A 12,532-nucleotide genomic window follows, 5' to 3' on the forward strand; every position below is an offset into this window, starting at 1 on the left:
CAACCGAAAGCCGCTTCTCTGTTATGGCAGTTCACGAAGGCGGATGTTTTTGAACTCAACCGGGGCACCTTCTGCTTCCAGACAGAAATGGCCGGTTGCCGGATCGCAGTTATTTCCACCAGAGACTTCTTCGCCGTTCACCCACAGACGAATTTCTCCGTTGATTCCACGGACGTAATAGTGATTCCATTCGCCGTGCCCATTACTCAGGTTTTTGCTGGGAAAGCTTCGACTTCCATTTGGAGAGAGTGGCGGGAAAGGATCCATTTTGGATTTCCCCACAGCAAAGATGTCGCCGTTCGTCGAGAACCAGTCTCCCTCTTTACCAGTTCTTTCTTTGTATTTTGTGGCGTAACCGTGATCGAGTGCCTGAATTTCGATGCCAAATTCGGGCAGCTTATTGGGGGGCAAGTCGGTCAATGCTTCCATCGGGACCCAGGCGAAGATTCCGCTATTTCCACCGAATTCCAAGTGACGCCATTCCGCGACCAGCTCAAAGTTAGTGAACGTCTCTTTGGTTCGCAGAACCCCGATGGGTTTACCAGTGGAGTGAATCGTACCGTCTTCCTGCCAGACCCATGTTTCAGGCTCTCCGTTGACGTCTGTGAAGTCGTCTTCGACCAGAGTTTTCCAGCCGGGTCCAGTTCCGTCAATAAACGCTTTTTTCGCTTCACCTTCTTCAGCAACGAGTCCTGTCGTCGCAACCAGCATCGTGAAGGAAGACAACAGTATGGCGAAAGAGAAACAGCGCATAGGGGAAAGGAGGGCTGGCATATTGCGAAACCTTTATGGGGCGGGAGGCGTGGCGGGTCGTCGGTCTGCGTGGTGAGAAACGTCTATTGCGGCAAACGAGAAGCGAGTTCGTCGTTATTAGTCAGCAATTCGTTGATTTCATCGGTCGTTGCTTTGATCTCGCGGCGAAGCTGATCGACTTCCTGTAGAATTTCCAGATGTTCGTTCTGAGTTTGTTCAATCGCTTTAATGTAGCCCACACGAATCTCGATGGGAAGGTTATCATCTCCAGCGAATTCAGGGTCGCCATCCAATTGGAGATGTCGGTTCTCGAGCATTTTTTTCGCGCGGGTCAACAGTTCTTCTTGTTTCGCTACGGATCGCTGTTGGATTTCCAAAGTGAAATTCGTTTCTGCACGGCGGGCATCAAGAGCGCTCAGTGTGGAAAAGTAAGAGCTGGGAATCATTTTCCAGAAACGCCAGTTACCGGCATCCCATGACGCGATTTCCTCTTCTGTCGTGTAACCTTCGGCAGTCAACGTCGAACGATCATTCTGAACGTCGGTGACTTTGAAGGACTTCACAAAGACCGTTTCCCCTTCATTCTGAGGGTCGGGACGGAAGCCGTACAGCACGACGGGGACGTTTCCACCGGGAGCCGGAAGTCCTTGATTGCTACCCGCGTCGATCGAAATACTGCCATCGCCATTAGAAACCGTATTCACGTCGGCCCATGTCTGATACCAGCGATTAATCAACTTATCATGTTCGGTATTAACCCGTTCGAGTTCCAACTGACGATCGAATTTCTGTTTCCGTTGCGCCAGCATTTCAGTTTCATCAGCTTCGTAGGCTTTGATCCAAAAACTGTGCGTTGCAGTCACTCTTGCCATCAGGAACAAACCGACAATGCCGGCGAGGATGACAATAACTACGAAAATTTTGCCGGAGGTCGTCATGTATATAAACCAATGCGATCGTGGCGAGAATGTTTGAGATTTTATGTCTGTCCGCTCGAAAGCGGGGAAAATGATGAACCTGAAAACGAGGCTCATCCCTTATCTACGATATCGTATCTACAGACCAGTAAGAATACGCCGTCCAGGTAGTATACGGCCATTTTGCCGATCTTTTCATGATAAGCCGGTCTAAAATGGCGGGTCAAGCAGAATAATGCCTGACGCCATGTCGGCAGGAACTGTTTATGCCAGTTGTAACGCCCGCTAATAAATCCATCACGACCGAACAGGATGTGCTCAGAAGTACACATTCACTGCAGTTCCTGCCAATTGCGATGAGCCTCATGAAGACCGCGCCGTTTCGGGAACGAGCGGATTGCTTCCGTGTTCAAATCAATTACACTAGCTGAATACATCCGCATTCTTACAACAGCGAGTGTTAAATATTCGCGATCTCTGTTCTCAGAGAGATCGTTGTTTTCATTCATTTCGCGAGCTCAAGTCGGAAATCGACTCCGACGGCAGGAAGAAAAGACGCAATGCCAGCAGCCCAGAAGTTTCGTCGCAAGGATCTTAAAAAAGGAGAGAACCTTTGCGATCATTGCACCGCCAAATGTTGTCGTTATTTTGCCTTGCCGATTGACACTCCCAAAAAGCGGGAAGACTTCGATCATCTTCGCTGGTACATGATTCATGGTGCCGTCTCCTTGTTTGTGGAAGACGGTGTCTGGTACTTGATGGTGCATGCCGATTGCCAGCATCTCCAGGCAGACAACATGTGCGGCATCTACCATACACGACCACAAATTTGTCGCGACTACTCGACCGACAACTGCGAGTTCGACGACGATGTCTGTTACGAAAAGTTTTTCGAGACAGCAGACCAACTCTGGGAATACGCCGAGGCGATTCTTCCTCAGCGGGCCCCCGCCGAACGGGAAGCGCATATGCAGTTGCCAGTACTGAATTAGTTTCGACTGGCATATTAAGCTGAATGATTCTGGAAATCGCTTTCGAGTTTACTTCGAATAAACCATCCTGTTGATGATCGACTTTACGTAGTCTGAACTCCCCCATCATTCAACGAAGGTGTGAGAGAACCTCGACAGAATCGAACTCAATATCTCCATCCAATACCACTGGGAAACAAGTTACCGTGTCTTCGAAAGAGAAAACTAAAACAACGTTGATCAAACCGCAGGTCTTAAAAGGGTTCCGCGATTATCTGCCCGCGCAGATGATTGCCCGTGAAGGGTTGATGGAGACAGCCCGGGAAGTTTATCGCAGCTTCGGATTCAGCCCGATCGACACCCCCGCTCTGGAGCGGACCGAAGTCCTGTTGGGAAAGAGCGGCGACGAAACCGAAAAGCAGATGTTTCGCTTTCGTGATCAGGGTGACCGTGACGTAACGATGCGGTTCGACCTAACCATTCCCTTCGCGCGCTTTGCCGCTCTGCATCTGAATGAAATCGGGACACCCTTCAAACGTTATCACTTGGGCACTGTCTGGCGGGGCGAAAACCCGGGGAAGGGTCGGTTCCGCGAATTCATGCAGTGCGACTTCGACACGATCGGCACTGACTCAGTCATGTCGGATATCGAAACGTTGCTCGTGATTCACGAATTGATGTGCCGACTTGGGTTCGATCAATTCATGATTCACATGAACAACCGACAGATCCTGAATGGTTGGCTCGATAAACATGGTCTGCTTGATCAGGCGACGGTTGTCCTGCGAGCCCTCGACAAGATTCTAAAAATCGGTCGCGAAGGAGTCATTGCGGAAATGGGAGCCCAGGCAGGTATTGCCGTGGAACAGGCTGAAGGCATTCTGCGCTTGACCGAATTAAAAGGTAACGCGAACGAAATGCTGACTCAACTGGAAGCGGTGTTGGCCGACCATGAGTCAGGTCTCGCCGGAGTCAAACGAACCCGGACGATTTTTGAAACGGTCATCGCTGCGGGTGTTCCGGAAGAGCGGCTGAAACTCGACTTGTCGATTGCGCGTGGTCTCGATTATTACACCGGCGTCATTTTTGAAACCTTTCTGACTGAACGTCCTGATTTTGGATCGGTCTGTTCAGGAGGACGGTATGACAATCTGGCCGGGATGTTTACCAAACAGGAACTCCCCGGCGTCGGGGCTTCCCTTGGACTGGATCGACTGCTGGCTGCCATGATCGAGATGGATTGCCTGGAACTGCGTGAATGCCCGGCCGATGTGATTGTAACAATCATGGATAACGACCGGTTGCCCGAGTACTACCGCCTTGGCCAGCAGTTGCGTGCTGCTGGAATCCGCAATGAAGTCTATCCGGAAGACAAGCAGTTTAAAAAACAGATGAAATACGCTGACCGCAAAGGGTTTCGATTCGCCATCATTGCTGGGTCCGATGAATTCGAACAGGGTATCTGGCAAGTCAAAGACTTGAAGGCACAGGCACAACAGGCTCTCAGCGAAACAGAACTGATCGCATTCCTGAAGTCCGAACTCGCTCCGGCGGCCACTTGAAAAAGAGAATTGGCAGGCCGTCTGAAAGAACATCTAGACGGACTTTAGCCAAATTGCTAAGATCCTCGCGAAATTCGAAAAACTTTTTGCGCCTCCCGGAAGTGTGGGCCGCTTCTTTAACTGTAAGTCATTGCAGAAGTGGAAGTTAAGCCAATCCGGTTGAACTGGTTTTTCTCACGTGCATCTCCGCGAAGATATGGATGTTTTTCGCGGTACGAGAGACCAGTCTGGCGTTCTATCAGATTATTCGTCAGCCAGAATGGAGTCTGTCGTGCGAATCAATTATCGCCTGATTACCTGTCTATTAACGCTCCTCCTGACCTTCAATTGCGGGGTTTGGAATGTTGAGGCGCAAGCCGCAGGTATCGATGCCCGCAAAGGCTTTCATTACCACCTGACCGAGAAACATGGCCCATGGATGATCATGGTCGCCGTTTTCTCGCCTCCTCCACCAGAACGTCGTTCCAAGGAGGGGCTGAGTCCTCAGGAGGCTGCGAACGAGTTGGTTTACGAACTCCGTTCCCACGGTTTGCCGGCCTATACGTTCGAGCCGCACGAAGCCTCCGAGAAATTCAAAGTCGTTCGCAACAAGCGAGACGAACTGGGGCCATCGAACCAGTTAGTACATATGGTTGGCGAGGGCAGCATCTGCGTGCTGGCGGGCAACTTCGACATTATGGCGAGCGAAAAAGATAACGCGCAAGCGGAAAAAACACTTGATAAAGTCAAAGAATTCGTCCCCAAGTTTCTGGACCAGGAGACTCAACTGGAAGTTTCGGCACCACTCAGTCCCAATGGAAACAGCAACGATCCACGTCAATACGGCGTCTTCCAGAAACTGAAAAATGGTGCTGTCTTCGCCAGTACTCCCGGAAATCCCAAACCACTGAGTGGGGCATTTCTGACGATCAACCCATTACGTTCCGCAGAAGACATGAACGAATCCAAACGGAATCGCTACCTGCTCGATCTTAACAGCGGTGGCGAATTTTCACTGTTGGATAATCCTGCCAAATACACGTTGATCGTGGCTACCTTCTACGGAAACTCCAAAACGCAAGCGTTGAACACGGGTGGGCTTTTCAAGAAGAACAACAACTCCCAGGAACTGGGGACTTCACTAGACGACTCTGCCTTCAAAGCCTGGGAATTCTGTAAAGCTATGCGTACTGCCAGTAACTATGGATATGACCAGAACTACGAAGCGTATGTTCTGCACACTCGTTACAAATCTTATGTGACCATCGGCTCATTTGATAATGCGGAAGACCCGCGAATCGAAGAAATGAAACAACTGATGGGCGCGAAGGTCCGGCAGACATCGGGAGGAAGTTCGGCATCCATGTTTGCTGAAATGTTCTCCATTCCCAAACAGCCAGCTCCAGGACAAGCGCCTCAGAAAAGCTGGATGTTCGACCCGGAACCGCAACTTTCAGCGATTCCCAAAATCAAATAGTCCGCATCACAAAAGGGGGGAGCCATTCTGTTGATCGTCGGACAGCCGGATACTGGAAATTTATTTCCAGATCTTGCGGTGACGATCAGAATGGTCTTTTAATCAGATGACGCAAGTCCACGAACCAACAGCAGGAGTTCGCCGACTTTCGCTACGGAAAAATTTTTCGTGGGCGTTAGCCGGCAATTTTCTGTACGCGTTGTGCCAGGTGGGCATTCTGTTCGTCATCCAAGCGGTAGGCAGTCTGGAAATGGTCGGGGCCTATTCACTCGCCCTTTCCTTGTGCGTGCCGATCTTTCTTCTGACCAACCTGCAGTTGCGAACATTACAAACGACCGATTCGCATCGGGAATTTCATTTCTCCGATTATGCCGGTGTGCGATCACTGATGAGCCCGCTGGCTTTTTTGATCCTGTTAGCGATCTGCTCTTCCGGTCAATATTCACGAGAGACAGTCTACATCATTCTGGCGATGGGTTTCGCCAAAATGATCGAGACGGCCAGTGAGCTTTGTTACGGAGCATTTCAACAGCACGAACGGCTCGACTATGTCTCCCGCTCGCTCTGTCTGAAAGGCATTCTGTCTTTATTTCTGATTGGGACAACCATCGCCCTGACCGGCAGCTTGGTATTAGCACTCGGCCTTGTCGCCGCGAGCTGGTTTTTGCTGTTTGTTTTCTTCGATTTTCGACATGTTTACTTGTTGTTCCGTGAAGATCACCAGCATGACACGAACAAGACCGGACTAAAAACAGTCTGGTCCGAACTGAGACCGCGCTGGCGTCGGTTTACGATCTGGAAAATCGCTCTCGGTGGATTGCCGCTCGGGATGGGGGCATTACTACTCTCGACCACTGAAAGCCTGCCGAACATTTTTATTGAATGGCAATTCGGAACGCGAGAACTGGGAATCTTTGCCCTGTTAATGACGCTCAGCTTTGCCGGGTTACCCGTCATTAACGCAATGGGACAGGCCGTCACTCCTCGGTTAGCACAAAATTATGCTGACGGGAATGTGAAAGGCTTTCAACAAGTCATGCTGAAAGCGGTTTTGCTGGGAACAGGCCTGGGCATTGGCTTAATCATCGGCACGCTCTTATGTGGCGAATGGTTCCTGTCGACCTTCTTCGGGCCGGAAGTCGCTGTACACTCTCCTCTGCTGTTCATTCTGATGGGGCTGGCTCCCTTCAAGTACGGTTTCCGTTTCTTTGGAAATGGATTAACCGCCACACGCCGGTTCTCTCTCGTCCTCCGATTTCAATTCATCGTACTCATGCTGGTCGTCGTACTCGTCCCAGTAATGGGTGCCCTGTGGAATATCACCGGCGTCGCCGTGGCTGTGTATCTGACGACTGTCATCCGGGCGTTGATGTTCGCCTGGCAAACACGGGTAGAGCTACGAGCAATCGCGGAAAACCCTCAGGACGTTCAATTTGTGCGAGGACTCATTCAAGCCGCTAAATCGCTCACGAACGACCTGCATCGATTAATGGCGATGTTAAAAACACGAATGGCCGGTTCGTCAGGATTAACGACCCACGAATCAGATCTGGGGCCTGTCTCCCCTGTGAAAAGGTAATTGAATCCAATATGAAAATCCTCCGAAAAACGACCGCCCAAGGCGTGTATCAACTCCGAAAGCTGGAACGCGACGTTCGTGAACTCGACCGCTTTGCCGCGCTGACGCCGGGTGAAATGCGAACCGAGATGAATCAGCGGTTGTGGGATCAGATGCAATATTTCGGAAACAGAGCGGACGCGTTGCCGGAATGGAAAGAGGCTGCCCGCATCCAGAACCCTCAGGAACTGCGAGAAGTCTGGTCGCAGTTGCCCATTCTCACCAAACAGGATTTGCAATCCCAGTTCGATCCAAAAGAGATGCAGCAGCAATTCGGCCTGAAAGGAATCTCGGCCTCTACCGGTGGATCAACAGGAGAGCCAGTTCATTTCTTCCATGATGAAGCGATGATGAGACATAAAGCCGCCGCACGCATCTTCTGTCGTAAACAGTTTGGCTGGCGACCGGGCATGCCTATCGTCTGCATCTGGGGTTCCGAACGGGATGTGGGACATTCGCAAACAATGAAAGGCCGGTTCACGTCGTTCGTTCAAAATGTGCATATCGTTGATGGCTATCACCTCGACGAGAAGACAGTCCAACGCGTGCGGGAGCAAATCCGTCGTCATGCGCCCGTCGCTCTGTACGGCTTCACGACCATGCTGGAGTACATCGCCCGCGAAATGCTGGCGGCAGGTGAGAACTACATCGGACAGGTCGCTACCGCCTGGAATGGGGGCGAGATGCTGTACCCTGAACAATCCCGTTTATTTCAGCGTGTCTTTGGAGTGCCCATTCTGAACTTCTACGGTGGACGGGAACTCTCCTCCATGGCGTATCAGACGGGTCACGGCGAACCAATGAAGTTGATTAGGCCTAACTTGTTTTTAGAAATCGTCGATGAAGCAGGTCAACCCGTAGCACCGGGAACTCCCGGGAGGCTGATCTGCACAAACACCATTAATCGGGGAACTCCGTTTCTGCGGTTTGATATTGGCGACCTCGGCATGAGCAGCGCCGAAGGTCAGGACGAGTCGGGTATTCATTCGCTCTCGTCGTTACACGGTCGTTCGGCAGGGATTATTCATCTGTCGAACGGTAAAACGATCAACAATTTGTACTGGAATCACCTTTTCAAAGACTACGATAACGTGCGCCAGTTTCAAGTGGCGATTATCGACGGACAGGAACTGGAGATTCGTCTTAGCGGAACTCCTCTCTCTGCCGACAAGGAAGAGAAACTCAAACAGGTGATTCGGAAATTTGTCGATCCGCTGCCGTTTAATATCCGCTGGGTTGAGTCAATTAAACGAACCAAACAGGGCAAGCTGGTCCAGGTAGTGCGAGAGTCGCGCGATGCGGAGGTGATGCATGCCGCGTGAGACCGAAGCTCCTCCTCGTAAACCAAAGATTTGCCACATCATCAACGCACTCTATGTCGGTGGGGCGGAGATGATGTTATGCAAACTGCTGGAATCGCTACAAAAGCGAAATGAGTTTGAGTTCTCCGTCATCACCTTGCTCGACGGAGGCCCCTTGGTCGATCAGATCGAGCGATTGGGAATTCCCGTCCAACGTTGCCACATGCAACAGGGAAAATTCCGCTGGAAAGAAGTCAAACATCTGCGCAATCTGATTCGCAGTGAACAGCCAGATTTGGTTCAAACCTGGATGTATCATTCGGACTTGCTGGGAGGCGTCGCAACCAAACTGGCCAACCGCCGGACACCGGTGGTCTGGAATATTCGCCACAGTCATCTCAGCCAGGAGAGCGACAAGCGGAGTACGCGTCTCGTGGGAAAGCTACTCGCCCGGCTTTCCCATTACTTGCCCCATCGCGTCATTGTGAATTCCCAAGTAGGAAAATCAACTCATTTAGACCTGGGATACCGGCCGGAATTATTTGAAATGATTCCTAATGGATTCGATCTCGAAAAGTTCCGCCCCAGTCATCAGGACCGCCATTCCGTAGTCAAAGAATTGGAATTACCCGATTCGGTCAAACTGATCGGTCATGTCGGTCGGTTTCACTCGATGAAACGGCATCAACTATTCATTGAAGCCGCCGGTCGACTAGCCAGCGAAGGTCCTCAATATCATTTTGTGATGGTGGGACGTGGCGTCGGTCGCGAAAACGACGAGTTAATGGAATGGATTAAGGCAACCGATTACCCACACCGGTTTCATCTCCTCGGACCGCGTCAGGACCTTCCTCGATTACAGGCCGCGTTTGACTTGATGGTCTCTTCGTCCGGACCGGGCGAAGGTTTTTCCAACGTGTTGGGAGAAGCGATGGCGAGTAGCACTCCGTGCGTCGCCACCGACGCGGGAGACGCAAAGTTCATGCTGGGTGAGACGGGCTTGATCGTGCCGGTCGATGACCTGGACGCATTGCACCTCGCGATGCGACAGTTATTAACCGCCCCAGAAGCGGAGCTTTGGGGAAGGGGGCTCGCCGCGCGGAAACGCATTCGCGAGAACTTCACCATGTCCCGCATTACGGATCGCTACACCGAATTATGGAACTCCTGTTTGCCTGCATTAGAGGAATCCGTTGAGCCAGAAGAGAAATTAAAACGTAAGTCTGCCTGACCTTTACCCGATTTCAAACACCTTCAGTATTTTAAAACGACTGCTAACGGATCGTATCCATGTCCACCGATTCAGCCGATATCACCTGGTGCATCTGTCTGGGCCTGCTGTTGCAGGGACTGACATTGTACTACTGCAGCAAGAATGATCGCCTGAACCGGTGGCGATTCCTGCTGCACATCTCGGCGTTCCTGTGGATTGCGATGGTGTTTCTGAAGCGATTTTATATCGATCAGATACTTCCCCCTCGCGATGCCATCAGTCACGAGATGTGGGCGCGGCACGTGGCCGAATGTCTGGCGCACCAGGACTTTGATAATCTGACGCATATCCTGGGGATTGGGAACCGAGGTTACCGGTTGGTCCTGGGTGCCTTTTACTGGCTTACTGATGCGCCACAAACGGCTACCTACGCCGTGCATGCCTCGCTGGCCTATTGGGGCCTGCTGTCGATGGTGGATCTCTATTCACAGCATTTCCGCGCGAGTCGAATCCCTTTCGTGGTGATTGCCTTAAGTGTCTTCTGCCCCTCTGCCCTGTTCTGGACAGTGGGGAATATTAAAGAAGGTGCTGCCCTGTGGGGTATCTGTATGACGACCCGGTTCACTTACATGTACCTGTCGAAACGAAAACGGAAGATACAGTTTCTCACAATATTGGGCGCGGGGACGATCGCCTTTTTTCGACCGCAGATGGCTGTTCTCTGGATCGTTGGGTTGGCAGGAGGAACGATTAAAAAAGATGTGAAGCCCGGAATGATCGTCGTGTCGCTGGTGGGAGTCGTCGTGACGTTTTACCTGATCCAGATGGTGGCTCCGGCGGTGGTTGACAAGATCGTCAAGAATGGGTTGCTCGAAACAGCCCAGGAAGAATACGAACTGCGGGCCAGCATCGGGAATTCGGCGATTAATTTTCGTAATGGAGTGCCCACGCCATTTATCTCGGGAGGAATTCTACTGTTAACCCGTCCGTGGCCGAATGAAGTTCATAACATTTCGAGTCTGTTCGCGGGTGTGGAAACCTGGTTTGTATTCGTCATTCTCTGCTACCAGTGGATTCGCTGTCCCGACCGAAAAATGGTGTTAATGCACCCACTAACGATGTCTCTGCTGGGAGCTCTATTCTGTTTCAGTTTTTATTTCAGCTTCATGTACAATATGGGGTTGATGGTGCGACAAAGGTTAATGGTCTATCCCGCCATTCTAGGGCTGGTAGCGATTCCCGCCTTTGCCCGCGTTATGAAAGAAGACTGGATGCAGCGGCAGGCAGCTGAGAAAAAGCGAAACGCCGTCGCTCAATTGCATTCAGTTGCTGCGAAGAAAAGTGAATCCGATTCGGAAGTGGCCGACGTCGAAACATCTCGACAGAATGCTCGTGATCGTCGCTCCGCCTGAAACATATCATCCACGAAAATAGACTCGTATGAAATCTCCCTCCAATACAAAGAGCTCAACTCGTTCGCCGGTGTTAGTCCATGTGACCACCGTGCCAGGGGCACTGCGTGTGCTGCGCGGGCAACTGGCGCATATGCGAGAACAGGGTTACGAAGTTCACGCCGTTTCTTCTCCAGAACCATTACTGGAAGAGATTGGTCAATCTGATCAAATTCAGATTCAACCATTGACGATGGCACGCGAGATTGCCCCCTTTCGTGATCTGGTCTCATTGTGCAAGTTGATACTGTTATTCCTCCGTCTCAAACCGGACGTCGTGCATTCGCATACACCCAAAGCGGGAATGCTGGCGATGATTGCAGCGTTTGTCACGCGAGTTCCTGTTCGCGTTTATCATATCCGCGGTTTACGATTTGTAACGGCCCTCGGATTCAAACGAAAACTACTCAAGACCTGTGAATGGATCGCCTGTCGGCTAGCTCATCGGGTGCTGTGCGTCAGTCGCTCTGTGCGCCAAGTCGCTATCGAGGAACAGATCGTGTCCGCCCAACGCATTCAGGTCCTGCTACGTGGGAGTCATGGAATTGATGCCGAAGGGTTCTTTCACCCTGATCGTCTTCCGACTCAGACAAGATCAGCCACTCGCCAGCAATGGAGTATCCCTGAAGAAGCGACCGTAATTGGTTTCGTGGGACGCTTGGTGCGTGACAAAGGGATCAGCGAGTTCTACGAAGCTTTCCAGTTGTTAAAAGATGACTATCCGCAGTTGCATTATCTCATCGTCGGATTCTTTGAAGAGGGCGACCCGTTGCCGGGAGGTTTACGGGAAAAACTGGAACAGGAATCACGAATTCACCTCACCGGAAAACAGTTTAATACGCCTCCTTTGTTTGCCGCCATGGATGTGCTTTGTCTGCCGACCTACCGGGAAGGTTTGCCGTTCGTGACTCTCGAAGCGGCCGCAATGGAATTGCCAATCGTCGCTACGGACATCCCGGGTTGCATTGATGCGGTTGAAAACGAAGTCACTGGGTTGCTCGTGGAGGTCGCCAATGGTCCGGCCCTTTCGGATGGACTGGCGGCTTATCTTTCGAGTCCGCTTTTTCGACGCGAGCATGGCGCAGCGGGACGGGAACGAGTGCTGCGTGATTTCCGACCTTTCGACATGTGGCGGGCGACAGACGCAATGTATCGCGAAATGATGGGTGCCCGGAAAATATCGATTCAATTACAGGACAACGTCTCTGCGAATTCCGTAATCACTGGAAAACCAGAACAGCCACCTGTCACTTCCGCTGCGGCGTAATCAGGCCAGATCAAACACGAATA

10 protein-coding genes are annotated in these 12,532 nt (G+C 51.4%); 8 read left to right on the forward strand and 2 right to left on the reverse strand.

Features of this window, described 5'->3' with window-relative positions; translation table 11 throughout:
- Positions 1-21: 21 nt before the first annotated feature.
- Both Pla110_RS22020 and Pla110_RS22025 read right to left on the reverse strand, forming a co-directional pair.
- Positions 22-774 (reverse strand): 3-keto-disaccharide hydrolase, encoded by a 753-nt coding sequence (locus Pla110_RS22020; RefSeq protein WP_231742756.1) that lies wholly within the window; start codon positions 772-774, stop codon positions 22-24.
- A gap of 62 nt (positions 775-836) precedes the next feature.
- Positions 837-1,691 (reverse strand): hypothetical protein, encoded by an 855-nt coding sequence (locus Pla110_RS22025; protein WP_144999303.1) that lies wholly within the window; start codon positions 1,689-1,691, stop codon positions 837-839.
- A 539-nt stretch (positions 1,692-2,230) separates the two neighbouring features.
- Between Pla110_RS22025 and Pla110_RS22030 the strand changes: the two genes are divergently transcribed.
- The 8 genes from Pla110_RS22030 to Pla110_RS22065 all read left to right on the forward strand — a co-directional run bounded on the left by Pla110_RS22030 (position 2,231) and on the right by Pla110_RS22065 (position 12,509).
- Entirely contained in the window at positions 2,231-2,662 is a 432-nt protein-coding gene (locus Pla110_RS22030; RefSeq protein WP_144999305.1) for a YkgJ family cysteine cluster protein, read from the forward strand.
- A 185-nt stretch (positions 2,663-2,847) separates the two neighbouring features.
- Positions 2,848-4,203: a histidine--tRNA ligase gene (hisS, locus tag Pla110_RS22035; protein WP_231742758.1), complete on the forward strand. Its 1,356-nt coding sequence runs from the start codon at positions 2,848-2,850 to the stop codon at positions 4,201-4,203.
- Between the two features lie 271 nt (positions 4,204-4,474).
- On the forward strand, positions 4,475-5,659 hold the full coding sequence (locus tag Pla110_RS22040; RefSeq protein WP_144999307.1) for a hypothetical protein: 1,185 nt from the start codon (positions 4,475-4,477) through the stop codon (positions 5,657-5,659).
- A gap of 106 nt (positions 5,660-5,765) precedes the next feature.
- On the forward strand, positions 5,766-7,238 hold the full coding sequence (locus tag Pla110_RS22045; protein ID WP_144999309.1) for a lipopolysaccharide biosynthesis protein: 1,473 nt from the start codon (positions 5,766-5,768) through the stop codon (positions 7,236-7,238).
- An 11-nt stretch (positions 7,239-7,249) separates the two neighbouring features.
- The gene (locus tag Pla110_RS22050) at positions 7,250-8,599 is read left to right on the forward strand and encodes an AMP-binding protein (protein WP_144999311.1); all 1,350 of its coding nucleotides are present in this window, start codon (positions 7,250-7,252) and stop codon (positions 8,597-8,599) included.
- Positions 8,589-9,809 (forward strand): glycosyltransferase, encoded by a 1,221-nt coding sequence (locus tag Pla110_RS22055; RefSeq protein WP_144999314.1) that lies wholly within the window; start codon positions 8,589-8,591, stop codon positions 9,807-9,809. The genes Pla110_RS22050 and Pla110_RS22055 overlap by 11 nt, the downstream gene beginning before the upstream one ends.
- Positions 9,810-9,868: 59 nt before the next feature.
- On the forward strand, positions 9,869-11,203 hold the full coding sequence (locus Pla110_RS22060; protein ID WP_144999316.1) for a hypothetical protein: 1,335 nt from the start codon (positions 9,869-9,871) through the stop codon (positions 11,201-11,203).
- A gap of 82 nt (positions 11,204-11,285) precedes the next feature.
- Positions 11,286-12,509, forward strand: a complete 1,224-nt coding sequence (locus Pla110_RS22065) for a glycosyltransferase family 4 protein (protein WP_197440391.1) — start codon at positions 11,286-11,288, stop codon at positions 12,507-12,509.
- Positions 12,510-12,532 lie beyond the last annotated feature (23 nt).

Source organism: Polystyrenella longa, assembly GCF_007750395.1.
Taxonomy (GTDB): Bacteria; Planctomycetota; Planctomycetia; order Planctomycetales; family Planctomycetaceae; genus Polystyrenella; species Polystyrenella longa.

Bases quoted from the DNA above. Each gene is read 5' to 3' on its own strand.
- Pla110_RS22020 (WP_231742756.1), bottom strand. From the start codon at position 774: ATGCCAGCCCTCCTTTCCCCTATGCGCTGTTTCTCTTTCGCCATACTG.
- Pla110_RS22025 (WP_144999303.1), bottom strand. From the start codon at position 1,691: ATGACGACCTCCGGCAAAATTTTCGTAGTTATTGTCATCCTCGCCGGC.
- Pla110_RS22030 (WP_144999305.1), top strand. From the start codon at position 2,231: ATGCCAGCAGCCCAGAAGTTTCGTCGCAAGGATCTTAAAAAAGGAGAG.
- Pla110_RS22045 (WP_144999309.1), top strand. From the start codon at position 5,766: ATGACGCAAGTCCACGAACCAACAGCAGGAGTTCGCCGACTTTCGCTA.
- Pla110_RS22050 (WP_144999311.1), top strand. From the start codon at position 7,250: ATGAAAATCCTCCGAAAAACGACCGCCCAAGGCGTGTATCAACTCCGA.
- Pla110_RS22055 (WP_144999314.1), top strand. From the start codon at position 8,589: ATGCCGCGTGAGACCGAAGCTCCTCCTCGTAAACCAAAGATTTGCCAC.
- Pla110_RS22060 (WP_144999316.1), top strand. From the start codon at position 9,869: ATGTCCACCGATTCAGCCGATATCACCTGGTGCATCTGTCTGGGCCTG.